Source organism: Ktedonobacter robiniae (assembly GCF_016587375.1).
GTDB classification, from domain to species: domain Bacteria; phylum Chloroflexota; class Ktedonobacteria; order Ktedonobacterales; family Ktedonobacteraceae; genus Ktedonobacter; species Ktedonobacter robiniae.
In genome coordinates, this window is record NZ_BNJG01000001.1 from 2,825,279 (window position 1) to 2,851,095 (window position 25,817).

Here is a 25,817-nt window from a genome sequence, read left to right on the forward strand (position 1 = left end):
GGCCGTTCCCCTCCTCTCTGTGTATATGCTACTTACGCGTTAGTGCTTCGTCTGCGACGATGGCTATGGCCAGTGGATGTCTCGTGCTCTGGCGTCTCTTCCTGCTCGTCTGTTTCATCCTCTTCTTGTGTCTCTGCCTGATCCTGTGTGGTTGGCGCCTCCTCTGTGCTTGAGGATGGGGAGGACTCACCTCCTTCCCCCTGGGTCTGTGGTTGATCTACATTGGCCTGGGTAGCGGGCTGCTCCTCTGTGTTGTCCTGGTTTGCAGGTTCCACATGGCTATTGTCGAGCGCTGAAACGGTTTCTGGGGTGTGTTCCTGGGTGAGCTCCTGAAGAATATCGTTCAAGGGAACTGGCTCGGGCGCTGGCTCGTCCTGGGCGACTGATCCGGCGTGGAGCGCTGCGTGCTCCTGCTCGAGTGTGTTTGTCACGGGAGTGTCGGTCAATTCCTCAAGGATAGGTGCGGAGGATGTGATAGGAGGCTGCTCATTTGTTTCATTGGCAGCTTTGTTGGTTTTCTTCTCACCTGGAATGGATTCCAGCGCGTTTTGCACCTGTTGTAGCTGCATCTCTAAATTGTGGAGCGCCACCTGAGCCTCCTCGAAGCGCTGTTGAGCTTTGGCTACCTTCTGCTCTGCCTTCTGAGCCTCTTTCTTGCCCTCTTCAATTTTTAGCATAAGCCTGGCTTCGCGCTTGGCAAGCTTTTTTCGCTCTTTTTTCTGATTAGTGGGAGATGCGGCCTGCACGTGATTGGTAACTGTCATAATGCACTTCTCTTCCTAAAACTATGCACGGACGTCTACATAACAACGATTGCCTGGCTGCAAAAATACCTGAAGCTGTCAACCTGGAGTAGTATACGCGTACTGTTGTTGGGTTCGGGGGCGCGAATAGTGACAGCTATTATGAGAAAGATACTCCATAGTGACGGCAGTTGGCAAGAGGCAACCTGCCAGGCAAGAGATGTTCGTTGTATTAAGCACGTGTAGGGGTGCTGGGTAGTTTCGCCCTCTGTGCTTCTGGTCGCAGATGGCTGTATGTTTGCCCCTTCTCAGTAACTATGATAGACTCAACCGGGGGAAGAGATTCGCCTTGCTTATGCCAAAGAAACGTTAGGAACATAATCATGGAATTGAATGATACGACTGATTATCAGCTCTGTTTTGTGTGTGGCCAACGGAATCCCTATGGCCTCAAAATGGTATTTCGCCTGGATGGGGATACGGTGGTCTCGGACTTTCGGCCTGAGGCTGAGCACCAGGGGTTCCCAGGAGTCATTCATGGTGGCATTGTTGCCGCTGTGCTAGATGAGGCCCTCAATCGCACCACTATGCTTACCGATACGCCCGCCTGGACAATGACCGGGCGCCTGGATGTGCGCTATCGACGCTATGTTCCCTATGGACCTCTGTTGCGTGTCCGAGCGAAGCTTGGTCTCCAGCGAGGGCGTATGTCGCAGGCATCTGGCTACCTTACCCTGGCGGAGGACGAGAGTGTTGTGCTGGCCGAGGCGCATGGAACCTTTATGGCACTATCGAACCAGATTATTGATGAGATTATGCAAGAGTATCCTGGCATGCGTGATTTTTTTACTCCCACATCTAAATAAGTGGAGCAATCGTTGAGAAAAGCGAAGAGCCGTGCGGCCCTATTCAGGGCCGCACGGCTCTTCGCTTTTCTCAACCTTCTATTGCATCTCGGGTGGTTGGAGGAGTGAGGCGGGAGGAGGAGGGGCCTCGACGACCTGTACCTGCTGCGAGGTTGGGTGGAGCTGGGTGGAAGCAATGGGTGCTCCCGTGCTCTCCATAATCGTATGTAGCTGCTTGGCGTCAATGGTTTCGTGCGTGCGCAGATCTTTCGCGATCCGGTCGAGAGCCGGGCGATAGGTGCGCATGATATTAAGAGTGCGCTCATAGCATTCATTGATGATGCGCGACGCCTCTTCGTCAATGATCTGGGCTGTCACCTCGCTATAATCGGTCGGATTGCCCATATCGCCGCCCATGAAAGGACTCTGACGCTCGCTAAAGGAGACCGTACCCAGGCGCTCACTCATACCCCAGCGAGCTACCATTTGCCGCGCGATCTGCGTAACACGTTGCAGATCGTTCTCCGCGCCTGTAGTGATGCGGTCAAAAATGACCTGTTCAGCGGCTCGACCACCAAGGGCATAGACGACCTGTGCCAGCAAGTACTCCCTGGAGTAGTTGTAGCGATCATCAAGCGGAGTCGACATAGTCACGCCCAGGGCCTGCCCGCGTGGGACAATGGTGACCTTGGTAACGGGATCGCATTCCTCGGTGACCAGGCCTGCAAGTGCGTGCCCGCCCTCGTGATAGGCTGTCACATCGAGGTCTGCATCGCTCAGCACGAGTGGACGCTCGGCACCCAGCAGAATCTTGTCTAGAGCCTCGTCGAAACAGGGCTGTGTGACATAATCCAGATTACGGCGTGCCGCGATAATCGCGGCCTCGTTGACCAAGTTGGCCAGGTCCGCACCAACCATGCCAGTCGTGCTGCGGGCGATGGCCGTCAGGTTGATATCAGGTGCCAGGGGGACAGTGCGCGTATGAATCTTCAAGATGGCGAGGCGACCATTCCAGTCGGGGCGGTCGACGGTAACACGTCGATCAAAGCGGCCCGGGCGTAGCAGCGCTTGGTCGAGTCCATCCGGGCGGTTCGTGGCGGCGACCACGACGACTGCCTGGCGGGCATCGAAGCCATCCATCTCAACGAGTAACTGGTTCAGGGTCTGCTCGCGCTCATCATTGGTGTTGATGCTTGAACCGCGCTGGCGACCAACGGCGTCAATTTCGTCAATGAAGATGATGCTGGGTGAAGCCTTCTTCGCCTGGTCAAAGAGGTCGCGGACACGGCTGGCGCCGACACCTACGAGAACCTCGACAAACTCAGAGCCGCTCATTGAGAAGAAGGGAACACCAGCTTCACCAGCGACCGCGCGTGCCAGCAGCGTCTTACCGGTTCCTGGAGGGCCTACCAGCAACACGCCGCGAGGGATCTTACCGCCCAGGCGCTGGAACTTCTGGGGTGTCTTGAGAAACTCAACAACTTCCTGAAGCTCATATTTTGACTCGTCCACGCCTGCGACGTCCGCGAAGGTGGTGCTGGGGCGATCCTCAAGGATCAGTTTAGCGCGGCTCTTGCCGAAGCTAAAGATGCCCTGCTGCCCCTGTGAGGCGCGGCGTGTCAGGAAGAAGATAAAGCCAATCAGGAAGATCCAGGGTATGGATGCGATAAGCAGGTTCAGCCAGAACGAATTGTCAGGTGGAGGCTGATAGGTGACCGTAGCTCCGCTCTGAATCAGATTCTGTGCCAGCTTGTCATCCCCGTTGGGAAGCTGGTAGACATGGAAATTTGGCTTACCCTTAAAAGGTTCGCGCAACGTACCCGTGATGTCGCTTTGCCCTACAATCGTGGCAGACTTGATGTTTTTCTGTTGGATTTGCTGATAAAATTGCGTATAGCTTAACTCGTTGCTTTGTGACGAGTTGGTAGTGTTCTGGCTGGCGTTGTTGAAAAAGTTGAAAAGAGCCAGGCCCAGCATAACGACAACGAGGGCTAGCAACACAGAATTGAGCCGGTTGGATGGTCGTGGCTGTTGATTCTGCCCATTATTGTTGGGAGGGCCACCCGGGCGTATTTGCTGCCTATCGTTGTTATTTTGAAGCCAGTATCTATTCCCCGGCTGTCTGTCCATATAAGTTACCTGCTTTCTGGGCCTCAGACATATATGTCCCCTGAAGTGAGTGTGGTGTTGAAATTGGATATGTTTGAGTTAGCGTATAGCATGCCTTATTATAGCGTACTGGCATGGGAAATGCACGCATAAACGTAGCTGCTACCGGTACACCGTACTCTTGTCTCTGGTGATATGACTCCTGGGAAGAAGAGGCCGGGTTACCTGCTCTTGTGGTGTTTATGTGCTCGCTCCCTAACGTTGCTACACATGTTACTATCTCTACGAGAGAGATGACTGCAACGTTGCAGCCAGCAAAATTTGGTGTTGTAAGTGGTAGAGAAGTGCAGGCAGGCGGGACAGCTACCTGCACTTCTCTACCACTTACAACCGGGGTTTAGCGAGGTTGTGCTTGCAGGCGCAGGGTAATCTGTTGCTGGGTATGGGGAGCGATATTGAGCCGGTCCTGGGGACGGTTGAGGCCATTCTCGTGGGTCACAATTGGCTCAAAGCAGATAAACTCGTGATCGGGCGCTGTGATTGGCTCCGACCAGACCTGCATCTCTTTGAGCAGGTAGTGCCCAGCATGTGGAACCTCTGCGATGCGCAGGGTGCCTTGTTGTGGAAACTCGAAACTGGCCTGTTGGGCGAAGGGGTAGTGATTATCGGGCGGATTGGTGTCCCAGTGGATCGTGCTGGCATCGAAACCTTCGAGACCGTTGACAACTACGTGCGATTTCTCCCCCTGGTCCTGGGCAAAATAGGGGTGAAAGCCGGGCGCGATAGGCATTGTTTCATCGCTCTTATTCTCCATTGTGAGCGTATAGGTAAGGCTTCCCTCGCCTGCCACGATTTCACTGGTAAAGACGAAATCATAGGGATAGCTTGCGCGTGTAGCCTCACTGCTTGTAAGCTGGAGGCGAATACTCGTCTCGGTGTGCTCCGCGACCGACCAGGGCAAGTTGCGCCCGAAGCCATGCATCGGGAGGGTGGTTCCTTTCTCTTCAAAGAGGCCATCTTTTAGCCGCCCGAAGTTAGGGATCATCAGGGGAATACCCCAGCGTTTGACATTCCCCGTCTCCGAGGCCCGGTAGAGTACCTGCCAGTCGCCAACCTGGAAATGTGATACCAGGTTGATCTCAGGCATGACCGCGATAGTGGTGGTTCCACTGGTAATGACGCGTTCGTTGGGCATAGGAAATTGCGTAAATGCAGCCATTGTATTGTGCGCCTGCTAACTAGAGTAGCTGCGCATCCTCCTTCTGTAAAAATTGCGTTTTGAAAAGTGGGTTATGTCATCGGGGACGATAGATGTGTGCTACTGCACGCCTTCATATTACCACTTTAGCAGGCTGGTCTCGCTTTCTGCCTGCTCTATGCTACAGTTTAGAACAGGAAGCATGGAAAGTAGCGCCATTTGAGGTAATATCAGCCAGTAATCCTATTACGACCCAAAACTCGTATGCTCTATTGCGTTTTAATCACGGCAAGCTTATACTGTATGTAGCCTAAGACGCATATCTATGTAGGCATATGCGCCACAATTGATCTAGTTGTTTGGTGTTCTCTATGGACGCCGTGTTGCTTTCATTAGGAATATGGGGACTGCATTGGGTATGGAGGAACAATCGCTTCGCGAAGCGTTTCAGGTCAAAAGGCAACCGTATGGGCAGCATAGGGAGGAGATACAAACGGTGTCAGCGAATATCGCTATCAAAGGAACTCGTAGTGGCTTGCTCCTGACGCTAGAGCCAGAAACCCCATTTAATGATTTACTCCAGGCGCTGGCGATGCGCCTGGAAGAGGCTCCTGCCTTTTTTCGTGGCGCCTCTTTGACGGTGGATACCACGCGCCGTAACCTGCGTGTGACGGAACGCATCCAGTTAGAACGGCTCCTGGCCGAATATCAGATGTCTGTTGCTCCACTTGAAAAAGCCGCGGAGGTGCGTAGAGATGCGCGCACAATTACGCTTCCCACACCCGAGACGCCTTCTCGCCCTCCTATTGTAGTACCCAGGGCAGTTGTGACGCGCCAATTAGATATGCAGGTTGATATGCAGGCCGAGGGTAATCCCTCCTCGCCCGGTGAAGATGTCTATGAGCAGCGTGATCCCCGTTCGCTTGATGACGCGCTCTTCATTCGGCGTACGGTTCGCTCGGGCCAGGCCATTAGCCATCACAGCCATGTCGTCATTCTGGGTGATGTCAATCCCGGAGCCGAGATCGTGGCTGGAGGCGATATCATTGTCTGGGGGATGCTCAAAGGCATGGTGCATGCAGGTTATCCAGATAACGACCAGGCCCTCGTCTGCTCGCTCTATCTCTCGCCCGTGCAGCTACGAATTGCGCACCTGCTTTCGAGGCCACCCGAAGGCTTTGAGGTGCAACCTTATCCTGAAGTGGCAATGATACGCAATAACCAGATTATTGTTGAGACCTGGATGAATGGTCGCCCACCTCGTAAATAAGATGGCATAAAAACTGTTCTGGTAACGGTGCTGTGGTAGGTCAGGCTAGCCATGATAGGCTTGTTGAAACTTTGGTGACATGCCGGTTCGTGGTATACTAGATAACGATGCGGACGGGCATGAGATGCGAGCGCAAGGCAACGTCCGAGCCGATAGTGGCTGAACAAGTTTTAGCATTTGGGAGTAGAGCATGGACAGCAGGGTGATTACGATTACTTCGGGTAAAGGTGGCGTGGGTAAGACCACGACAACCGCGAATCTAGGCACAGCTTTAGCAATGCAAGGCAAAAAGGTGGCTGTGGTCGACTCAGATATCGGCCTGCGCAACCTGGACGCCGTCCTGGGCCTGGAGAATAGGATTGTCTATGACCTGGTGGATGTTGTCGAGGGACAATGCCGCCTGCGCCAGGCTTTGATCAAGGATAAACGTCTTCCCGAACTCTATCTTCTCCCTGCTGCGCAAACACGTGACAAGAATGCTGTGAACAGTGTTCAGATGGAGCAGCTCTGCCAACAGTTGCGCCAGGAGTTTGAATTCATCGTCATTGACTCCCCTGCCGGTATCGAGCAAGGCTTTCGAAACGCCATTGTAGGTGCAGATGAAATTATTATTGTTGCGAACCCGGAGATGGCGTCGGTCCGTGATGCGGATCGCATTATTGGTCTGGTGGAGGCTGCGGGAAAGCCCGAACCTCGTTTGATCTTGAACCGTCTGCGTCCAGAAATGGTGAAACGAGGCGATATGATGGATGTGGCGGATGTGTTGGAAGTGTTGGGTATCGACCTGCTGGGTATCATCCCTGAGGATGAAGCCATTATTGTAGCGACGAACAAAGGCGAACCCGCCGTGTATGAGCGGCGTTCCCGTGCTGGCCGCTCCTTCCTGAATGCTGCTCAGCGTATTTTGGGCGAGGAGATTCCGCTTGACGAGGTTGCAGACGTTCCGTCTCTGTTAGAGCGGTTGCGCCGCCTGGTGGGCTTTGGTCCTGCCTCAGCTGAGAAGCGTTTGCGCTCTCAATCGTCTTAAAGGGGGCCGGTTATGGGTGTCTTTGAGTTTATGGTCGGTCGGAAGAAGCAGACACCAGGCGAGATCGCCAAGGAGCGTCTCAAAGTGGTGTTAGTCAATGATCGTTTAAAGCTCAATCCAGAGCTGCTGGAACTGATCAAACAAGAGTTAGCAAGCGTGCTTTCACGTCGTCTGGATGTCGATGAGGAGCAAATGCAGGTTATTTTCTCGCGCGACGAGGGCTACGATAAGCTGCTGGCGAATGTGCCTATTAAACGTCAGCGGGTGGGTTTTGAATGGGATCCACCATCGCATACCCCTGCGACAAATGTGCTGCGCGGCAAGGTGTTCCTCACAGATGCAGACGATGATTCGGATAGTGCCGAAATTTAAAGTGTAATCGATACAACTCAATATCGAGCCAGAGAGGGAAGGGCAAGCCATCGTCCAGGGTGTCGTGGCTGGCTTTTCCCTCTCTGCTTTCTATGAGCGCAACTATGAAAGCCTCGTCACATTATCTCGTGCATTCAGCGCAAATCGGGGAAAAGTAGAAATATCTTTATACATAAATTATTCATTTATATGGTTAAGAACTTCATAAAAAAATTAATTGTCCTTAACTGAATCTTCATAGCTTCACAACCGCTAAATGGAATAACACATGTTACAATACGTTCAGCAACAATGAAATAAATCTTTTATCGAAAACATTGTGCGAATCCGCTTTGTATGGGAAGTGATCTTACCAAACCATTTTCCAATATCGCTGAAACAGCTATATTTACAGTGTAGATGTTTCAGTGTACGGCAGCGAAGTGCCGGTGTAAAGTAACACCTTGGCGTGGGTCGATGCGTTTGCATCGCCTGCAACTTGCTTCTTGTGATGTGGATGGGTGGACTTTGAGCGGTTCACGAGCACGCAGCACGCATGTAGAGCGACATGGACTTTCATGTCTCCTGAGTGAGAGGTCTCGGCCTTTCTCTGCTCTCTGGTGCGGGCTGAGGTGTGGATGAGTGGAAAAGGAATGTCACGCTAGATTCTTAAACAGAAACCAACCCCCATTCGGGGGCGCGGCGCCACTGTTGTGGCTAGCGCTGCGCGCTCAGGTTTCTGATAGGAAGAGACCAAATTGCTGTAGTTCTCTTTGAGCTGGTCTTTATCTCAGGCCGGTGGAGTGGATGTGTGGGGATGTAGCGAGATAATGGCTCGTGAGCTCCTGGAGGACTGCACTTTTTCCCTTCGCAGGTGGTGATGTTGGGTGGTATATGGTGGCGCGAAGGTCTGGCTTTAGCGGTCACATTCGTGGATGTTGGGTGTGCTCGTACCCGCTCAAATGGTGGTGTTGAGTCAAGCAAGGTGTCTACTACGCCGGAGACTGAGGTGCTCGGTTACTATGCCGGCACTTCGTTGCCGTCTATTTTTCGTTTGCTATGTGCAGAAACTCTATGCCACCAGCACATAGTTTGTCTTCCCCGGCCTCTTACAGTACCAAACGCGGACCCCTCTATTTTTAGCGCTTTCCACCTGTTATTGGTCCGTTGTTTTACCAGGTGTACTGGTTACTACCTTTCGAAAACCTGAGCGCGCAGCGCTACACGACAGTGGTGCCGTGCCCCCGAATGGGGATTGGTTTTCGTGGTAAGAAGGGAAGTGGGGAGAGCAATATGTGCAAGGGAATGTCTACCAATGTTGGACGTGTGCAGACACCGGGTCTGGCTTTGCGTGTCAGTCGGGCTATCTGGCCTCCACAGTGGCGCCATAGTCTTTCGACAAGCCCGGTCGCGCAACAACGGCGTTTCTTGCGGCTCAAAGGTCTCTGGTATCCTGGCCTGGATGCGCCAGGGCACTTGCTGAAGCTCAGGCAACGTCAATATCGTGCCCTCTCTATGCTCGCCTCCAGCCTCGCTGTACTGACGCTAATAGCGTTCAGTGCATGCGTGCCTCTCTTCATCTACCAGTTCTGGATATTGCTCCTGGTGCTGGTTGTGGCCTGGTGCTTTATCGCCGGGACTGTAACAGCGCTTCTTGTGCGTGAGATTCGTGTGGTGCTGGTCTACAAAAAGATGTTGCGTATGCGTCATATGCAGGCTGCCATGCGGTTGTATCGTCCTTTCCACATTACGCGAGGCACGCTTGAGACGCCTATGCCGCTACTCTCTACTCCTCGGGTACGCATTATGAATACGATTGATCTCTCCTCTAGTGGTATTCGACATTTTCTCCATGAAGAACAAAGAAGACGGACAGACGATGTTCCACGAACCCAGGTCCCGTACGAGGAGGAAGACGTGAGGGATGCCTCTACTCTGCCATACTCTACACGCCATTCCTGGAAGCTGCCGCGTGAATAAGGTGCTATAGCAGTTAACAGACGCTGCTAAAGCACGCGTCTGCTCTCACATATGACCTTCGGGTCAATTCGTTGACCCCCCTCTTTTTGCTAGGTATGATAGGCTGTGGTGTAGTTAGAACTCGTAATAGCTGAGAAATGAGGAGGGCTGGGCCTTGAGCAATCAGCAAATTCAGAAGGTTAAAGTCAAGCGTTTGGCGCATGTTGGTTTATGGGCTTCGGATGTACAGGCCCAGGCTCGTTTCTATCATCGTGTTCTGGGATTCGATCTCTATACGCATGCTGATGGCCCGCTTGAGCAGCATCTTGAGGAAGAGGATGCTGCCATATTCCTTGCCTTAGGCGAGGAGATGCACGCCCTGAGCATCTTTAACGATACACGCGTCTTCCCGACGAATGGACGGCGTCCCGTAGTGCGCTCTACCCTCCATCATCTCTCCTTTGCGGTTGATACTGATGCTGAACTGGCCGCGATGGCGGCACGCCTGCAAATGTCTGGCATTGAACTCTCCTTTGAGCCACGCGATGGCGCGCCTGACCTGGGAGACGCGCTTTGGTTGAACGATCCCGATGGCAATCGCGTCGAAATTTCCGTGATGCCTGACGAACTGTATACTGCTATCTCTAGCAACCGTAAGACGCGCCGGGCGCTTCTACGTCCTTATGGCCTGCAACATGTGGCCTTGAAGACCAGCCGCCTGGAAGAAATGGTGGAGTTCTACACCGAGTCTCTGGGTTTTGATATCTCAGACTGGCTCTTGCGCGAGCGCGCCTGGTTGCGCTGTAACAACGATCACCATAGCCTGATCTTGAGTGAGGGGCAGACCGGTATCGAGCATGTTGGCTTCACCATCGCCGATGGCAGTGAACTGCTGGGCTGGGCCGACTATCTCAGTCACCAGCAGGTACCGCTGCTGTGGGGACCGGGACGCCACGGCGTTGGCGATGACCTCTTCTTGCAGTTCCCCGATAGTGACGGGCTGCATATTGAGTTGTCCGCTGGCTTGAGCCAGTATTATGATCGCGATGTCACAACGCCGCCACGCCTCTGGCATACCCGCGAGACGGCGCTCAATCTCTGGGGGGCGATCCCCTCCTGGCTGCGTGAAGAGTCTCATGTCTAAGGTGTATTAAAAAACAAAAAGTGCTGGTTCGCGTACGCGAACCAGCACTTTTTGTTTTTTAACAGGTTTATCTTTTGACGGCGACGACCAGGTTGCGGAGTACGCCGATGCCCTCGACCTCCGACTCCATCACGTCGCCTTCCTGAAGGAACTCCGGTGGTACACGTGTGAAGCCCACGCCGCTGGGCGTGCCGGTTGCCAGGATATCTCCAGGCTCCAGGGTCATGCCTTGCGAGAGCACACTGATAGCATGCTTGATGTTGAAGATCATCATCTTTGTGTTGCCATCTTGCTTGGTCTCGCCATTGATGCGCAGGCTTAGATTCAGATTGTGAGGGTCCGCGATCTCGTCCGCCGTTACGATGCAGGGACCCATGGGGCAGCTACCATCCAGGCTCTTGCCCTTGAAGAATTGCTTATGGCGCTTCTGCAAGTCGCGCGCTGTAACGTCATTGAGCACTGTATAGCCAAAGACATACGAAAGCGCCTCGGCCTCAGGTATATTCTTGCCTCTCTTGCCGATAACAACGCCCAGTTCCACTTCCCAATCAAGCTCGCTTGACACCTGGGGATCAAGCTCAATCTCGCCGTAGGGATCGTTGACGCTGGTGGGGGACTTGGTAAAAAATACGGGAATGTCGGGTGTCTGCCCCTTGTGATCGCGCTGACTGGCGGTCTCTTCAGCATGCGCTTTATAGTTTACCGCCAGGCAGTAAATATTTTTACGTGGCCTGGGAATGGGGGCCGCCAGCCTGACCTCATTCAGGGTATGGGCAGCACCAATCTCGCTAAAGGTTTTCACCTCGCGGAAGCTACGCGACTGTGCCTTCTCCATTAATGTCTGGAGCGCTGGCAGGTAGCGATCATAGTCTTCGATCAATGTGAGCATCTGGTCGGGAACGTCCAGGCCCAGGGCTCTGCCTGACAGGTCCACATCTAGAACTTCGTCGTTGCGCAGGACGCCCAGGTGCGCCCTGGGAATCTGGCTGCTGGAAAAACTTACAAATCTCATGTATGAGACGCCTCCTTCTTGCTGCTACCTTATTGTACAACATCATGTCTGAAGGCTTGTGCCCCATTCTAGCGCATGAGGGCGGCACGCATGATCTCAAGCGGGGCCGGCTGATTGGTCCACAGTTCAAAGGCTAGCGCTCCCTGGTGCAGGAGCATGGAGAGGCCATTGGCGGCGCGAAGTTCCATGGTCCGTGCCTGTAAGAGCAGGTTCGTCTGAATGGGATTGTAGATCATATCATAGACAAAGGTGTCAGCGTTAAAGCGTGCCAGTACATCGGCTGGCAAGGGGCTGACCTCTTCATGCAGACCGACCGAGGTAGCATTGATAATGATCGAGGAGGAGTGAGGGATAAGAAAATTGGGATCGCTGAGGCTGAAGACGGGGCACTCATAACTCTTCTGAATAAGTGCCGCCAGGAGCTGAGCGCGCTCCAGGCTCCGGTTCAAAATGACGAGGCGCTCAATGCCAGAACTGGCGAGGGCAAAGGCCGCCCCGCGAGCCGCCCCTCCCGCCCCTAGCAGTACAGCAGTATATCCCTTTAGCGATATCGTTCCATCCGCTTGCAGGCTGCCCACCCCATGCTCATGGAGCGCGCGAAGCAGTCCCGGCGCATCAGTATTATAGCCATGTAGATAGTCATCCCGGTTGACAATTGTATTGACCGCGCCAATCTGGGCCGCCAATGGATCAACCACGTCCAGCAAGGGCAGGACAGACTCTTTGTAGGGAATCGTGACATTGGCACCCAGGCACCCTTGTTGACACAAGGCGCGTATACGTACCAGGAGTTGCTCGGCGGGCGTGCGCCAGAGTTCATAGGTCGCCGGAATGCCCAGGGCATTGAGTGCTGGCTGTTGGAGACGTGGCGAAAACGAGTGGGCCACGGGATCGCCGATCAGCCCCACTCGTAGCTGTGGTCCCTTTGAGCCTGATTGCTTGCTCCCTACAACGGTATTTCTGGCCGACATGTCAACTCCAACTCAGTCTATACTTTGCCCCGTGCGCAAAAATAAGCGATCAATCGCGTGTGGGTCTCCTGGCCGCATTGTATCATATCAGAACCTCTCCACCAGGATATGGGGCAGGTCTGCTCACTTCTCTAGCATAGCATATCCTCCCTATTTGTCTAGCTGCCTGCCAGCGATATTTCATGGAGGAGTAGCGTGAACCTCCCACTTATCGAGTAGGGTATGAGTGTGAGGCTGGTGCGAACGCTTATGTGATACGATAAGAAAAACAGCAACCGCTAGCATAAGCGAAGAAGGAGAATAATCCTCTATGGTCATGCAGCCACGCCTGGCGGCAACAGTGATGTTGTTACGAAACACTGCACAGCAGCAGGGCATCGAGATATTTATGGTGCGGCGAGTGGTGCAGAGCGAGTTTATGCCTGATATCTATGTCTTCCCTGGCGGCTCGGCATCCGCTGTGGATAAAGAGATGGAGCAGAGCGCGACACTCAGCGTTCCCCTGGAACCTTCAGCCGCCGATCCTGAGGGGCGTACGGCGCTCGGCAGCGGGGTGCGTGCCGCCGCCATCCGCGAACTGTTTGAGGAGGGCAATGTCTTGCTGGCCTATCAGCAGCAGCGTTTGCTGGCCATCGGTGCGCAGGATGTGCCTCGCTTCGCCGAGTATCGTCAGCGGCTCAATGCACGCGGTGCGACATTGCTGGATATTGTCCAGGCCGAGCACCTGGTGCTGGCGACCGAACAGCTGGCCTATTTCGCGCATTGGATCACGCCTGAGCAGCTGCCGAGGCGATTTGATACCCATTTTTTTCTGGCGGCAGCTCCCATGGAGCAAGAGGCGCTCTACGATCAGCTTGAAACCAGTGAGGGTCTCTGGATACGTCCCGACGAAGCTCTGAAGCGTTTCGCTGAAGGAACCTTCCCGGTGGCCTTCCCGACCTATCACCAGTTGCGTGACCTCGCGCCCTTCGCGACGGTGCAGGAGGCCCTGGCGGCTACGCGAACGCGCTATGTGCCCACCTATCAGCCGATCTGGCTGGAGCGAGAGGGTGGCCCTTTCGTCTATCTGCCTGAAGATCCCGATTTTCTCTGGAAGCTCTAGCACGCGTCGGAGAACGGAGGCCTTACCTATGTCACAGGAACGCTATAGCATACTTCTGGCTCCCAATCCCTCCATGATGACGGGACCGGGAACGAACACGCTGCTCATTAGCAGCTCTAAGGGGGCCATTGTCATTGATCCCGGCGATTCTGATCCGGAGCACCTTGAGCGCATCGTGCGGGAGGGCCAGGCACGCGGCGGTATACGCCATATTCTCATCACACATGGACATCCAGATCATGTGGGTGGGGCCGCCGAGTTACGCGAGCGTACGGGTGTTCCTATCTCTGCTTTTAGCCGGGCAGGCGTTCCCCTGGCGGACCATGAGATTCCCGATGGAACGACCTTTGATCTGGGCGATACGGCGCTGCGTGCCATTCATACACCCGGGCACCGCTTCGACCATCTCTGCTTCTGGCTTGAGCGCGAAGGCATCCTCTTCGCGGGCGATGTCGTAGCTGGTGTGGGAACGGTCGTCATCATTCCTCCTGAGGGGCATATGGGGGTGTATCTCCAGACGCTCAAGCGCCTGCAACAGCTCCCAATCGCGCGTATTGTCCCGGCGCATGGTCCCGTTATTGAAGATCCGCAAGCGAAATTGAGTGAATATATTGCCCATCGTCTTGAACGCGAGCGCCAGGTCATCGCCGTCCTGAACCAGCTCAAGCAGCCCGTGACCCTCTCTACGCTTGTGCCGCTCGTATACGCGGATACCGACCCGAAGCTTTATGCGGTGGCTGCTCGCTCACTGGAGGCACACCTGATTAAGCTACAAGAAGAGGGTCGTGCCCAGATTGATGCGCAGCAACACTGGAGCCTTTGTCTTAAGTAGAGGGAGTCGTGCATGTGAGCTGTCGCAGGCAGCTCACATGCACGACTCCCTCTACTCCTGGCGAGCACCGCAGGTGCGAGAAGTCACGCTTAGCGCCTGAACAGGAGTCCAAGGGCGCTGATGCCCGCGATCCCCAGGCAGAACCAGCCGGGAAGCCCTTGATGGAGATTTGTCAGATAGACTCCAGCCGCGAGCGAGGCGCCGAAGAAGAAACTCCAGGTCAGACCTCCAACACCGCTCCCCCTGTACTCATCGCCGCGCCATTGCGCTGGCGTGCTCTGCGTAAGCGGCTATTATTGCCGGGAAGATTTGCCAGCCTCACCTCTACCTGACCCGCCTCTATCTTGCCAATAAGCCGGTTGATGGATTTTGGAAGCTCCAGCAGCACCTGCCCAGCGTCTATGGCCTCCTTAAGGATATTCTGGGCGGTCTGGCTGATGCCTTCAGCGTCCAACTTTAGAAACTTACGTGCGTAGGGAGTCGCCACATCCACAAAGTTGAAGTTGGGAGCCAGGCCAGTTGAGACGCCTACCAGTGTGCTTACCGCGCGTCCCGCGAAGGCAAATTGTGAGGGGATACGGAATGGTTGCCCATAGAGCAGTGTATCCAGGTCATGGGCCACATCCGATACCTCCAGTTCGCGCACCTGGCCCAGCGTCATGCCGAAATAGTGCTCCAGCATAATGTCCAGGGCTTGTTCCAGTGCGGCCTGATTCGCTCCTTCTCCCACAAAACCCAACTTAAGCAGCGAGTCCACCATCTTCTTGGAATCGCTTAAGACCAGCCCCAGGAAGAGGTCGCGGATGGCGCGCTTCATGCTGCCCGTAAGCGAGCCGACCATGCCAAAATCCAGAAAGGCGATCACTGGGTCATCAGAGGGCGAATTCTTCTTGACAAAGATGTTCCCAGGATGGGGATCAGCATGAAAAAAGCCCTCTTCAAAGAATTGGTAAAAGTAGGCGCGCACTGTGCGGTTGGCGATCTCTAGGCGCGAATAGCCTCCCGCGTCCAGTGCCGCGTAGTCATTGACCTTAATGCCATCAATCCATTCCAGTACCAGCACGCGCTTAGAAATATACTCCTCGTAGACGTGGGGAATATAAATGGTTGGATCTTCACGGAACATCTCGCGAAAGCGTTTGGCGTTCGTCGCCTCAGTCACATAGTCGATCTCTTCATAGACGGTGCGACGAAACTCTCGATAGAGTCCCTTCAAATCGATAAAGTCGCTCTGGAAGAAACGGTTCACGACCCAGATGACAAAGCGCAACGTACTCAGGTCCATCCCCACCAGTTGCGTGATGTGTGGGCGCTGTACCTTAACTGCGACTGTCTCGCCTGTACTGGCCAGCGTAGCCCGGTGAACCTGGCCCAGCGAGGCCGCCGCCGTGCACTGCTCCTCAAAGACGCTGAAAATCTCCGTGAGCGGCTTGCCATACTCCGCCTCAATGACCGCGGCCACATGCTCAAAGGGAGCAGGCGGAACCTCGTCCTGCAAATCGGCCAGCACGGAGAGGGCCTGCTCTGGCAGGATATCCGCGCGTGCGCTCAAGAATTGCCCCAGCTTAATCATCAGCACGCCCAACTGGAGGGCGGTGGCTCTAAAAGCGCGCAGGACCTTTAACAGCACCTCGATATTCGGCTGTACCTCGTAGTTGCCACGCTGCCGCGCTTTTACCACCCGCTGACGCTCTCGGTAAATAATCCAGAGCGTCCATAACAACAGGCGCGATACACGTAAGAAACGCAAGAATTGAGCAAATCTATTCATACCACGTGGTTCATTTCTCATAGAAGAGCCTTTCTGCCAACAAGAAGGATCACACATAATACTCTACGGTGAAAAGCAAGATATGTTCAAGATCTGTGATTTTATCCTTCGCGCCTGCGGCGCTCTGGGTAAGAGGGTGTGAGTGGTTACTCGTTTCTGCATACTGGCAACCTCCATAAAAAACCTCGTATGCCAACTGACACACGAGGTTACAAAAACTAACTTTAAGCCTTTTTGTCGTAAATGGGGCTCTCGCTATCGCATTTCTTTACTCAACAGCGGTGGTCAGAAGGGGTGACCCTCGATTGCGTAAACCTATGTAATACTACCTGGCTCAAGGTTTCTGACCTTCGCTGTGAGGCCAGAGAGTGTAACAAATGGGATAAGCGAACGACAGTGTAAGCGAGACCATCAAATGATACGGTATGAATAATCAAAAAAGAAACTGTTGAAAAAATACACTTGAGAAATGAGGAGAATACGACAATATGCGACTTAAGACGTTCATTTCCACCATGTTGTTGACGCTGTCGCTGGTTGGAATCCTGGCGGCCTGTGGTTCTGCTACTTCAACAACCAGCACCGATTCGCTCGCTACGTCGCTCAAAGGAACTACCACGCAATCGGCACTCACAAACAATGCAAAGCACACATCTTCTTCGCTCGTGGTGTCCGTGGGCCAGGTTCCATCCCATCAAGCGGTAGGGGTCACGTTCCCCGTTCTGACGACCATTAAGGGTATGACGTTATATGTCCATCAGTGGCAAGGGGCAAGCGGCTTTAGCTGTGATGGGGAATGCGCTAAGACCTGGAGTCCCCTGCTTTATAAGGGTACCGGCACCCCTACCTCTACCACACCACTGCCCGGAACACTGAGCGTGGGTACCGATTATATGGGGCGCCAGGTGGTCTTCTACCAGGGCTATCCCCTCTACACCTACGTTGGTGACAAGAAGCCTGGCGACTTCAATGCGCCCCTAGCTGATAACTCACCCTGGCAGCCCGCCACCATTAATATCCCTACTGGCCTATAGCCAGTCCTTTTCAGCAAAAGGTGCAACGTCTCTGGCGGAATATCCCCAGAGATGTTGCACCTTTTTATCAATCGCGCTAAGGGAAAGCCCTTATAGCACCTTCTATAAGAGCTGGCTCTATATCCTTTTCTTACACACAATGCACTTTACTTCGCCTCATTTCTTGCGTTTACATAAGAAGTTGAATGAGACGCAGTGTGTACTCAGAGAAAGGAAGCTCTCTTATTATGTCCCTATCAACATCCCTTTTTGGGGTTCATAGTTATCGCTGAAGCCCTACCAATATCTCCTTTTGTGTTAATAATCGCTGCCATTGCCCTTGTCGTGATCATTGCCATTATTGTTACCTGGATTCTCATCATTCGCCGCCTCCTTCAACGTCGCTAATAGGGTAGCTCCTGCACTGAGCAAAGAAACGCCCTTACAGCAGGTGCTATAAGGGCTGACTATACCATTTTCGTTATCTTCGCCGCCGAAATTCGACGGTTGGGTGATCAGTGCCGTGATCATCAAGAATGGTCACTTCGTCGTGCTCTTTGGCCTCTATCCAGTCTTGGGCTGTTGCTTCCCGTGGCTCCTGCCGGTCACTCTTGGGCCAGTAGATACAAAGGACAATCACGATCACACTAGTGAGCTTCCCCAAAATAGATGATATACTAGTGAAATACCAGGGATGAGTTACAGCCAGAGAGAACCCGGAAGTGTCAGATCAAGACTCTGGGTCGGGCCTGTATGGGTTGGTGGCTGTGTGGTAGTGGGACTGTTCTTCCGTTGTCAGATTATTTCACGCAAGAGGAGCTATAACCTTGACACACTGTACCAGAGCACATTCTGTAGACCTCGGGAATGGCTATAGCCTGCTATTTATGCAGGGCCAGGAGGCATTGCCCAATCCGCCCGCGCGCAACTATGAATTGCCCGGCGATACGCTGCACTACGCACCCGATCGCCCCGGCGACGTTAAACACGTCAAATTGGATATCGCGCTGGACTTTGACCAGGAAGTGATCAGCGGTACCATCTACACAACCTTCACGGCCCTCTATGAAGAGGCCAAGAGTGTCACCTTTGATGCGATTGAGCTCTCGATTGATAAAGTTGCACTTGTGGATGGCCCAGAACTGAACTACAGTCTTGGCGAGAAGAAGCTACATATCGAACTCGACCGCCCCTACAAGCATGGCGAAGAGTTTACGGTCGCGGTGACCTATCACACCAGGCCGCGCAATGGTCTGCACTTTGTCAAGCCCGCGACCGAGGATCCCACGCGCCCGGTGCAGGCCTATACCTTTGGTCAGCCACAGTATCATTCCTACTGGTTCCCCTGCCATGACTCCCCCAACGACCGTGCCACAACCGAGTTCCTGGTGACCGCGCCCTCACAGTTTATTACCATCGCCAATGGTAACCTGCTGGAGGTCGTTGACAATGGCGAGACAAAGACACACCACTGGCTGCATGCCGTGCCTCATGCCGCCTACCTGATCTCGCTCGTTGTGGGCGACTTTGCCGTGATCAAGGATGAGTATAAGGGCAAGCCGGTCTCCTACTATGTGCGTAAGGACCGCGCCAACGACGCGCGTCTGTACATGGGAAAGACCCCAGATATGATGGGCTTCTTCTCCGAATATACCGGCGTCGAGTATCCGTATGACAACTATGACCAGACCGTGGTCGAGATCTATACAGGTGCCATGGAGCATACAACGGCCACGACGCATAGCTTTGGCTTGCTCTTCGACCAGAAGGCCAACCTGGATATGGCCCCCGAGTTCGTCTCGGTGACTGCGCACGAACTGGCGCACCAGTGGTTTGGCGACCTGGTGACCTGCCGTGACTGGCCCAATGCCTGGCTGAATGAAGGCTTCGCGACCTACTTCGAGCACCTGTGGACCGGCCATGACCAGGGCGAGGATTACTTCAAATGGGAGATGTTGCAGACGCGCAAGGGTTACCAGAACGAGGATCGCCGCTATCGTCGCCCGGTTGTCTATCATAAATACTATAACCAGGGCTTTGAGCTCTTTGATGGACACATCTATAATAAGGGCGCCTGGGTCCTGCATATGCTGCGTAACCAGCTTGGGGATAGCGCCTTCCGCCGTGGCATCAAGTCGTACCTGGAGCGCAACCGTACGCGTGAAGTCATCACCGCAGACCTGGAGCGCGCGCTTGAGGAGGCCACGGGTCGCAGCCTGGCGCATTTCTTCCATCAGTGGATCTACAGCGGTGGCTATCCCGAGTTCGAGGTCAGCTACTCCTGGGATGGACAGCATAAGCTGGCGAAGGTCAAGGTACGCCAGGCGCAGAAGGTCGACGATCTGACGCCCTGCTTCAAAGTGCCAGCCGAGATCGCCTTTACCATTCCTGCCTCAGTGGGAAGCGACGAGACACGTACGATCCCGCTGCACGTCACCCTGGGTGAGGATGGCGAGGTCGAGCAGACCTTCTATCTGCCACTGGAGCGTGAGCCAGTGATGGTACGCTTCGATCCTGAGGGTCGCCTGCTGAAGTCGCTAAAGTTCGAGCGCCCCACTCACCTGCTCGTCTACCAGCTTGAGCATGACGATGATATCCTGGGTCGGGTCGAAGCTGCCGAGGCCCTTGCCGACCACCGCGAGCCACAGGCGCTGACCGCTCTCACCAACGCCTTGAATAGCGATGCTTTCTGGGGCGTGCGCACCACCGCCGCCGAGGTCATCGCCAAGCATAGCACAGCCGAGGCACAGGATATCCTCATTCAGGCCTTTAGGGAGCTGGATGTGAAGGAGTTCTCACGCGTGCGTGCTGCAATTGCTACGGCCCTCGGAGAGTTCCCGGCGCACACGCATGGTGAACTGGCCCAGCGCTCTGCCGAGGCTCTGCGCCCCGTGGTTGAGGACGGCGATGTAAGCTATCGCGTTGAGTCAGCATCTGCGGCTGCGCTGGGTAAAACCCGCACCGAAGGTAACATTGAGCTGCTAACGAAGGCTCTGGAGCGTCCCTCCTGGAATTATGGTGTGCAGAACGGTGTCTTTAATGGTCTCGCCGCCACCGGTGACGAGCGCGTGATCGATACCTTGATCGCCTACATGAGCGATACGAGCAACTACATTACCCTCCGTCGTGGTGCCATAATGGGCCTCAACGCGGTTGGTAGTCTGCGTCATGAGTATAGTGAAGCGGCGCGTCAGCGAGCTGTGACTGCTCTTATGCACGCCGCCGAGCATGATACCTGGGGACCCGCCCGCGCCACCGCAGCCTGGGCTTTGCTCACGTTTGGTGAGAAACGAGCTATTCCGGTGCTGGAAAGCGTTGCCAGTCGCGAGACAGAGGACGGCGTGCAGCGTGCCATGCGCTGGGCTGCCCATAACCTGCGTAGCAGCGACAAGGGCGAGGAACAGCTTAACCAAGTGCGGAAAGATCTCGATGAGCTACGCGCTGAGAATCGCAAGCTCCGAGAGCAAGTCACAGGCCTGGAGGCCCGCCTCTCTTAAGTATCAGAACCTGTAAACACGACCTGGCACGAAGAGATGTGCCAGGTCGTTCTCTTTTTCTCCAGGTTTCTTACGTGTACACACTATCTAAATGGTAAATTCACGTAGTTGTTAGATGTAGGGTCCATGCTTGCGTGGACTCCCGAGGCCCTCAGGTCGATACCCAACTGTTGCGGAGGTCGCTTCGCTCGCAGTCCATACAGCATGGACCTACAAATTTGGAGAACAAACCACTAGAGATGTGGCCAGCGAAAATATTGGCGCAGTACCTCTTGCAGCCAGCTATGTGTCAGGAGGGGCAGGACTATCACGACAAGCTTGTTGTAGTGCCAGGCCTTGCGAAACTGACCATGAACGGCGCAGGAGACGGCTCGCGTCATTCCACAGCCGGGACAGCGGCGCTTGAAAATGAGGCGTGAGAGGCAGACTGGAGGATGGGCCTCAAGCCAGGAAGTTGGTATCAGGAAGAAAAGTAAGGGAAGGAGGATGAGCCATCCTGCCTTCCCTCGCGCAACGTGTTTCTCTATGCGCATAGCTGAACTACGCATTGTTGCGGACCAGCGGCTGACCGTTGGCGTCGGTGAAGCTGCCTGTTATGATCAAGATAAAATCAATGAATGCCCAGATACCGCAACCGCCAAGAGTAAGCAACATGGCGATGCCGGTGCCAGTCTTACCAACGTAAAAGCGATGGACACCCAGCCAGCCAAGAAAGAAACATAGGAGCAGCGTTATCAACCAATCTTTCCCCTGCTGAGGATAGCCCGGCTGGGGATAACCTTGCTGGAAAGGAGGCTGCTGATAGCCCTGCTGGAAAGGAGGTTGCTGATAGCCCTGCTGAGGGTAACCCTGTTGGGGATAGCCCTGCTGGAAGGGAGGCTGCTGGAAAGGAGGCTGCTGATTTGGCTGCTGGAACGGAGGCTGCTGGCTCATAGTGAATAAGTCCCTTCATGGCTTAGCTTTAAGCGCTTTTTTTATTTTAAGTAAAGAAAAATGATTGTTGTGAATATTTGCTACTCACGAAGGAACTATAAGCGAGCAACTCATCAACTGTCAAGTATCAAGATATGCCTTTATAGAACGCCTTATAGATTCTTAATGCACATTACGCCCTATATGCTTACGATAAGGCATGAAGCATTTGAAAATATGCATCACGTAACCAGGGATGAAGGACTGCAAGCTGGACGCGGCGCTCCCACATATAGCGCAAATAGAAGAAGGTGGCCGCGTCCAGCGAGATTTCTAGCGCTGCTTGCATGCCTTCGTGAAAGGGGGCGTGTCCTGGCTGGTCCCAGGCCAGCTTGTCCGCTACGAAAAGCACTTTGTCGAGCTGGCTAGCATCGCGCTTGAGTGTGGTATGGCACTCGACCGCGCTCAAGACCTCTGGTTGGGTAATCTGAAATATCTGGGTGGCGAGGACGCGTGAGAGCTTCTGGTGAACGATCATGGGGAAAGCCGCTTCTTCGGGCAGGACGGAAATACCCAACTGATAGGCTATTTTGACGCGTTCTGGTGTGGGGAAGATCGCGCTTACGTCATGTAGCCAGCCTGAAACCTCGGCAAGCGCCGGGTCCGCGCCGACCAGGAGGGCGACGCGTCGAGCTTCTGCCGCAACCTTGCCACAATGCCTGGCCGTCTGTGGGCAACCGTGTGCGATGAGAAAGGTGGCAACATTGAGCCCTGTATTTCCTGTCAGGGTGATGGATTGGCGTAAATCTTCCAGGAGCGGCAAGGAAAGCGGTGCATCTTGCATCATGTTAGAGGGTATCCTGCTCTTTCTATACTGGCACTTAAGGGCGTTTGGGTGTCTGATCGTTCAGGCGCTCAATGGCGCGCTCCGTGACTTCCAGCCCGGCTTTAAGTACCGCCTCTTTATACTCGCGTACCAGCATCTGGTATTCAAGCAGGCGAGGACGACGCGTTGGGCGCGAGGCGTACTGCTGTTTGACCCGTTCCATATAGGCTAATTGCTGGAGCAGGCTCTCACGATGATGCTGGAGGTGGTGAAGCGCGATCTCATCGCTGGTCTCACCACAGAAGAAGAGTTTAGTGAGAAATTCATCCTTGGTGAAGCGATCTGGAACCTCCTCTTCAAGCCACTGCTCAAGCTCGGTTAGCCCGGCCTCGGTCAGGCGATAGACCTTGCGATTAGGGCGTGCCGTCTGCACGATGACCTCGGATTCTACCAGCCCGGCCTGGCTTAAACTCTTGAGTGTGGTATAAATCTGGCTGTTGCCCGCGTTCCAGTAGCTTGCGATGGCGCGATCAAAGGCTTGCTTGATGTCGTAGCCACTCATTGGGTGCGCCCAGAGCAGTCCCAGGATAATATAGCGCAGACGGTTGCGCGCGGACGGTTCTCCCCCATTGGTTTCCGCTGGCTCATGTCTATCTTGCTCTAGTGGTTCGTGCATAAGCTCTTTCCCTACTGGCAACAAGCATTAGATTGTGACTCTCGATTTGCGTTCTCCATTATAGCATCTCAAGCGAGCTATCTCACTCCTCTTCGCGCTTGTGGCGCTCAAATCGCGTAGTGTAGGTGTATGGCAGTGGCAGGCCAGAGCCCTGCCACTGCCATACACCTACACTACAACTTTCACGCGATAGAAACGTAGTACCTCCAGAACGATACTTTCCTATGTGACATATAACCGGTAAGATGGGAATGAGGAGAGAGAAGAGGCTTCGCTGGCTGTAACGCTTTGTTGGAGGATTTTAGATGGATGCCCGTTTTTATAACTCAGAGGATATCGATATTGAACGCCTTGCCAGAGACATGGTAAATGCCTACATGGCCCAGGGGTACCAGGCGCAAAGTATTGGTAATAAAGACCAGATGCTGGTGCAGTTGAAGAAAGGCGGCGATTTCGAGGCCATTATTGGTATGCAGGCCGCGCTCTCTCTGACGCTGCAGCGCACAACTGGTGGTGTGCTGGCGATGATTGGTCAGCAGAAGTGGATCGATAAAGCGGCTGTCGGGGCCGTGGGTATTGTAGCGTTGCCCATCCTCTGGCCGCTGGCACTGACGGCTGGTGTAGGTGCTCTGCGGCAGGCGAGCCTGAGCAACCAGGTGTTGAATATGACCGATGGCCTGGTGCGCCAGCAGCGCCCAGGAATCATGCCTGGTCCTGTCCCCTACCAATTGCTGCCCCAGGTGCAGCAGTCGATAACGCCTCCTTCGGGAGCGCAACAGCCGTACTATGTTCCACAAAACCGGGATATGCCTCCGGCCCCACCCATGGCGAGGCCACCCCAGCCAATGATGCAGGCTCCCGCGACAGGTGGTTTGCGCTGTCAGAACTGTAATACGCCCTATGAGCCGGGCGATACCTTCTGCTCCGGCTGTGGCCGTTCGTTGACGCCTCCCAAGCTCTACTGTTCACGCTGTAACTCGGAGGTCAAGGATGGAGCGGCCTTCTGTCCCAAGTGCGGAGCATCAACGTTCCATACCATTGCCTCACAGGCCGCATCTCAGCCTGCTCAGCCCACAGTACCGGCTCCCCAGCCACGCGTGACGTATACCACGCCGACGCCGTCACTGGCGCCGCAGCCAACCTATACACCTCCGACGCCACCACCGGCGCCAGTGTATACGCCACCACCCACACCAACCTATACGCCGCCCGCGCAGCCGCAGCCCAGTGTGGTGGAGTCGACAATCTTCCCAGGTCAGCAGCCATCGCAGCGCCCCGCGCCGCCGGAGTATGTGCCACCAACGCCGCAGAATCCTACGGTCGCGCCACAGCCGACGGTAAAGTATGTGCAAGGTACAGAGAAGAAGGAAACGGCGCCCGCGCCCAAGAAGCCTGAGATCCAGTACTATGTGCCTTCAAATCAGCAGAGCCAGGCGACTGCTTCACAGCCTACTGTTCCCAACACGGCTCCTACACCTGCACCCGCGAAGGAGACTCCCTCTCAGCAGCCTAAGAAAGAGGAGGTCTACTACACCCCGCCCGCACACCTGCAACAGCAGATGCAGCAGAAGCAAGAGCAGCAGGGCGGCAAGGCCAATCTGGTTCAGCCCGCGCAACAGCCTCCGTCGCCTCGCGCAGCTGGGCATGCTCAGCCTGCCCCTCAAGTCTCCAACGCAGCAGGCCCAGCCTGGGGTGCGCTCATCTTTAGCGATGGCTCTCAAGTGCAGCTAAAGGGCGAGTCAGCCGCTGTTGGCCGCTACGACAATGATCTGGGTGGTATCCGCCCCGACGTTGATCTGAGCAGCAAACAGGGCGCGGACACCATTTCACGTGTGCATGCCGCCTTTGAACATAGCGGAAACAGCTTTACCCTGACTGACTTGAATAGTACCAACTCTACACGCGTCAATGGCAAGCGCCTGGAGCCCGACAAGGCGACCCCGCTGAACGATGGTGATTCCATCTCCTTCGGCAAGGTCACCTGCACCTTCAAGAAGTTCTAGCAAACCCGAAGAGCTTCAAGCGTAAAGGATGTGCGTGAGAAAATGACCACAGGCCATTTTCTCACGCACATCCTTTACCTTCTTGTCTATTGACATTCGTGCTTGCACTCGTTAGACTACAGATAATTGCCGAAAAAGAAAATAGAGAGCATAGAAATAATCTGGCTACGAGCAGGAGGAGTAGACGCACCCACCGCCAGAGAGAAGGGATCATTGGCTGCAAGTCCCTTTCGGTTGACGAAGCGTTGAAGGTCGCCTGGGAGTCTGAAAAGCACCCCATCTATTTAAGAGGGGGAATTTTCACGGATGTGTCCGTTATCGCACCTATGAGGATCAATCTGTGTGATTGATCGAACAAAGGTGGTACCACGAGTCATGTCCTTTCTCGTCCTTTACGAGGAAGGCTTTTTTTATTATGTTAAACAAGAACGCAGACGTTTTCACCACCCATTAGCCTACGCCGGGTAAGGGTGTGTGGATGCTGATGTGTCGCTTAGCGACACATCAGCATCCACACACCCTTACCCTCGCGAAGCGCCGCAGGCGCTGAGAAGTT

General features: G+C 54.4%; 22 protein-coding genes. 11 read left to right on the forward strand and 11 right to left on the reverse strand.

The features are described from left to right. Nucleotides 1-32 precede the first annotated feature (32 nt). Complete coding sequence (locus JMJ04_RS11895; RefSeq protein ID WP_201370704.1) at nucleotides 33-764, reverse strand: hypothetical protein; 732 nt, start codon at nucleotides 762-764, stop codon at nucleotides 33-35. A 362-nt stretch (nucleotides 765-1,126) separates the two neighbouring features. On the opposite strand from JMJ04_RS11895, the gene JMJ04_RS11900 reads away from it, so the two are divergent. Next, nucleotides 1,127-1,609 carry a PaaI family thioesterase gene (locus JMJ04_RS11900; protein WP_201370705.1) on the forward strand — a complete coding sequence of 161 codons (483 nt, stop codon included), beginning with the start codon at nucleotides 1,127-1,129 and terminating at the stop codon, nucleotides 1,607-1,609. Between the two features lie 78 nt (nucleotides 1,610-1,687). Here JMJ04_RS11900 and ftsH read toward each other — a convergent pair whose 3' ends face one another. Continuing rightward, entirely contained in the window at nucleotides 1,688-3,718 is a 2,031-nt protein-coding gene (gene ftsH / locus JMJ04_RS11905) for an ATP-dependent zinc metalloprotease FtsH (RefSeq protein ID WP_201370706.1), read from the reverse strand. 376 nt (nucleotides 3,719-4,094) lie between these two features. Beyond that, complete coding sequence (locus JMJ04_RS11910) at nucleotides 4,095-4,916, reverse strand: aldose epimerase family protein (RefSeq protein WP_201370707.1); 822 nt, start codon at nucleotides 4,914-4,916, stop codon at nucleotides 4,095-4,097. 475 nt (nucleotides 4,917-5,391) lie between these two features. Between JMJ04_RS11910 and minC the strand changes: the two genes are divergently transcribed. The 5 genes from minC (at nucleotide 5,392) to JMJ04_RS11935 (ending at nucleotide 10,646) form a co-directional block, all read left to right on the forward strand. Further along, nucleotides 5,392-6,165, forward strand: coding sequence for a septum site-determining protein MinC (gene minC / locus JMJ04_RS11915; RefSeq protein WP_201370708.1), 774 nt, complete (start codon nucleotides 5,392-5,394; stop codon nucleotides 6,163-6,165). A gap of 190 nt (nucleotides 6,166-6,355) precedes the next feature. Beyond that, nucleotides 6,356-7,192, forward strand: a complete 837-nt coding sequence (gene minD, locus JMJ04_RS11920; protein ID WP_201370709.1) for a septum site-determining protein MinD — start codon at nucleotides 6,356-6,358, stop codon at nucleotides 7,190-7,192. A gap of 12 nt (nucleotides 7,193-7,204) precedes the next feature. Next, nucleotides 7,205-7,564 (forward strand): cell division topological specificity factor MinE, encoded by a 360-nt coding sequence (gene minE, locus JMJ04_RS11925; RefSeq protein ID WP_007908016.1) that lies wholly within the window; start codon nucleotides 7,205-7,207, stop codon nucleotides 7,562-7,564. A gap of 1,272 nt (nucleotides 7,565-8,836) precedes the next feature. Beyond that, entirely contained in the window at nucleotides 8,837-9,523 is a 687-nt protein-coding gene (locus tag JMJ04_RS11930; protein ID WP_201370710.1) for a hypothetical protein, read from the forward strand. Between the two features lie 154 nt (nucleotides 9,524-9,677). Next, on the forward strand, nucleotides 9,678-10,646 hold the full coding sequence (locus tag JMJ04_RS11935) for a VOC family protein (RefSeq protein ID WP_201370711.1): 969 nt from the start codon (nucleotides 9,678-9,680) through the stop codon (nucleotides 10,644-10,646). Nucleotides 10,647-10,713: 67 nt separating this feature from the next. On the opposite strand, the gene JMJ04_RS11940 is transcribed toward JMJ04_RS11935, so the two are convergent. Together JMJ04_RS11940 and aroE are read right to left on the reverse strand one after the other, a co-directional pair. Further along, a complete protein-coding gene (locus JMJ04_RS11940; protein WP_201370712.1) occupies nucleotides 10,714-11,658 on the reverse strand; it encodes a fumarylacetoacetate hydrolase family protein in 945 nt (314 codons plus the stop codon). A gap of 68 nt (nucleotides 11,659-11,726) precedes the next feature. After that, nucleotides 11,727-12,629 (reverse strand): shikimate dehydrogenase, encoded by a 903-nt coding sequence (aroE, locus tag JMJ04_RS11945; RefSeq protein WP_201370713.1) that lies wholly within the window; start codon nucleotides 12,627-12,629, stop codon nucleotides 11,727-11,729. Nucleotides 12,630-12,939: 310 nt separating this feature from the next. Here aroE and JMJ04_RS11950 point away from each other — a divergent pair, with 310 nt between their 5' ends. After that, the gene (locus JMJ04_RS11950) at nucleotides 12,940-13,731 is read left to right on the forward strand and encodes an NUDIX hydrolase (protein WP_201370714.1); all 792 of its coding nucleotides are present in this window, start codon (nucleotides 12,940-12,942) and stop codon (nucleotides 13,729-13,731) included. A 28-nt stretch (nucleotides 13,732-13,759) separates the two neighbouring features. Further along, the gene (locus JMJ04_RS11955) at nucleotides 13,760-14,563 is read left to right on the forward strand and encodes an MBL fold metallo-hydrolase (protein WP_201370715.1); all 804 of its coding nucleotides are present in this window, start codon (nucleotides 13,760-13,762) and stop codon (nucleotides 14,561-14,563) included. Nucleotides 14,564-14,783: 220 nt separating this feature from the next. On the opposite strand, the gene JMJ04_RS11960 is transcribed toward JMJ04_RS11955, so the two are convergent. Next, entirely contained in the window at nucleotides 14,784-16,334 is a 1,551-nt protein-coding gene (locus JMJ04_RS11960) for an ABC1 kinase family protein (protein ID WP_201370716.1), read from the reverse strand. 488 nt (nucleotides 16,335-16,822) lie between these two features. Here JMJ04_RS11960 and JMJ04_RS11965 point away from each other — a divergent pair, with 488 nt between their 5' ends. Then, nucleotides 16,823-17,368 carry a COG4315 family predicted lipoprotein gene (locus JMJ04_RS11965; RefSeq protein WP_201370717.1) on the forward strand — a complete coding sequence of 182 codons (546 nt, stop codon included), beginning with the start codon at nucleotides 16,823-16,825 and terminating at the stop codon, nucleotides 17,366-17,368. Nucleotides 17,369-17,665: 297 nt separating this feature from the next. Here JMJ04_RS11965 and JMJ04_RS11970 read toward each other — a convergent pair whose 3' ends face one another. Further along, entirely contained in the window at nucleotides 17,666-17,878 is a 213-nt protein-coding gene (locus JMJ04_RS11970; protein WP_201370718.1) for a hypothetical protein, read from the reverse strand. A gap of 296 nt (nucleotides 17,879-18,174) precedes the next feature. Between JMJ04_RS11970 and JMJ04_RS11975 the strand changes: the two genes are divergently transcribed. Then, entirely contained in the window at nucleotides 18,175-20,844 is a 2,670-nt protein-coding gene (locus tag JMJ04_RS11975) for a M1 family aminopeptidase (RefSeq protein ID WP_201370719.1), read from the forward strand. Between the two features lie 233 nt (nucleotides 20,845-21,077). Here the strand turns inward: JMJ04_RS11975 and JMJ04_RS11980 are convergent, their stop codons facing one another. The 4 genes from JMJ04_RS11980 to JMJ04_RS11995 form a co-directional block, all read right to left on the reverse strand. Next, complete coding sequence (locus JMJ04_RS11980) at nucleotides 21,078-21,377, reverse strand: DUF2752 domain-containing protein (protein ID WP_201370720.1); 300 nt, start codon at nucleotides 21,375-21,377, stop codon at nucleotides 21,078-21,080. A gap of 7 nt (nucleotides 21,378-21,384) precedes the next feature. Then, nucleotides 21,385-21,777: a TM2 domain-containing protein gene (locus tag JMJ04_RS11985; protein ID WP_201370721.1), complete on the reverse strand. Its 393-nt coding sequence runs from the start codon at nucleotides 21,775-21,777 to the stop codon at nucleotides 21,385-21,387. A gap of 187 nt (nucleotides 21,778-21,964) precedes the next feature. Continuing rightward, nucleotides 21,965-22,603: an HD domain-containing protein gene (locus JMJ04_RS11990; RefSeq protein ID WP_201370722.1), complete on the reverse strand. Its 639-nt coding sequence runs from the start codon at nucleotides 22,601-22,603 to the stop codon at nucleotides 21,965-21,967. A gap of 34 nt (nucleotides 22,604-22,637) precedes the next feature. Next, complete coding sequence (locus JMJ04_RS11995; protein ID WP_201370723.1) at nucleotides 22,638-23,258, reverse strand: PadR family transcriptional regulator; 621 nt, start codon at nucleotides 23,256-23,258, stop codon at nucleotides 22,638-22,640. A 305-nt stretch (nucleotides 23,259-23,563) separates the two neighbouring features. On the opposite strand from JMJ04_RS11995, the gene JMJ04_RS12000 reads away from it, so the two are divergent. Continuing rightward, nucleotides 23,564-25,261 (forward strand): FHA domain-containing protein, encoded by a 1,698-nt coding sequence (locus tag JMJ04_RS12000; protein ID WP_201370724.1) that lies wholly within the window; start codon nucleotides 23,564-23,566, stop codon nucleotides 25,259-25,261. The last annotated feature ends 556 nt before the right edge of the window (nucleotides 25,262-25,817 follow it).

Bases quoted from the DNA above. Each gene is read 5' to 3' on its own strand.
- minD (WP_201370709.1), top strand. From the start codon at position 6,356: ATGGACAGCAGGGTGATTACGATTACTTCGGGTAAAGGTGGCGTGGGT.
- JMJ04_RS11965 (WP_201370717.1), top strand. From the start codon at position 16,823: ATGCGACTTAAGACGTTCATTTCCACCATGTTGTTGACGCTGTCGCTG.
- JMJ04_RS11960 (WP_201370716.1), bottom strand. From the start codon at position 16,334: ATGAATAGATTTGCTCAATTCTTGCGTTTCTTACGTGTATCGCGCCTG.
- JMJ04_RS11980 (WP_201370720.1), bottom strand. From the start codon at position 21,377: ATGCGCATAGAGAAACACGTTGCGCGAGGGAAGGCAGGATGGCTCATC.
- JMJ04_RS11910 (WP_201370707.1), bottom strand. From the start codon at position 4,916: ATGGCTGCATTTACGCAATTTCCTATGCCCAACGAACGCGTCATTACC.
- minE (WP_007908016.1), top strand. From the start codon at position 7,205: ATGGGTGTCTTTGAGTTTATGGTCGGTCGGAAGAAGCAGACACCAGGC.
- ftsH (WP_201370706.1), bottom strand. From the start codon at position 3,718: ATGGACAGACAGCCGGGGAATAGATACTGGCTTCAAAATAACAACGAT.
- JMJ04_RS11955 (WP_201370715.1), top strand. From the start codon at position 13,760: ATGTCACAGGAACGCTATAGCATACTTCTGGCTCCCAATCCCTCCATG.
- JMJ04_RS11940 (WP_201370712.1), bottom strand. From the start codon at position 11,658: ATGAGATTTGTAAGTTTTTCCAGCAGCCAGATTCCCAGGGCGCACCTG.
- JMJ04_RS11895 (WP_201370704.1), bottom strand. From the start codon at position 764: ATGACAGTTACCAATCACGTGCAGGCCGCATCTCCCACTAATCAGAAA.
- JMJ04_RS11970 (WP_201370718.1), bottom strand. From the start codon at position 17,878: ATGATCACGGCACTGATCACCCAACCGTCGAATTTCGGCGGCGAAGAT.
- JMJ04_RS11900 (WP_201370705.1), top strand. From the start codon at position 1,127: ATGGAATTGAATGATACGACTGATTATCAGCTCTGTTTTGTGTGTGGC.
- aroE (WP_201370713.1), bottom strand. From the start codon at position 12,629: ATGTCGGCCAGAAATACCGTTGTAGGGAGCAAGCAATCAGGCTCAAAG.
- JMJ04_RS11990 (WP_201370722.1), bottom strand. From the start codon at position 22,603: ATGATGCAAGATGCACCGCTTTCCTTGCCGCTCCTGGAAGATTTACGC.
- JMJ04_RS11995 (WP_201370723.1), bottom strand. From the start codon at position 23,258: ATGCACGAACCACTAGAGCAAGATAGACATGAGCCAGCGGAAACCAAT.
- JMJ04_RS12000 (WP_201370724.1), top strand. From the start codon at position 23,564: ATGGATGCCCGTTTTTATAACTCAGAGGATATCGATATTGAACGCCTT.
- JMJ04_RS11985 (WP_201370721.1), bottom strand. From the start codon at position 21,777: ATGAGCCAGCAGCCTCCGTTCCAGCAGCCAAATCAGCAGCCTCCTTTC.
- JMJ04_RS11930 (WP_201370710.1), top strand. From the start codon at position 8,837: ATGTGCAAGGGAATGTCTACCAATGTTGGACGTGTGCAGACACCGGGT.
- JMJ04_RS11950 (WP_201370714.1), top strand. From the start codon at position 12,940: ATGGTCATGCAGCCACGCCTGGCGGCAACAGTGATGTTGTTACGAAAC.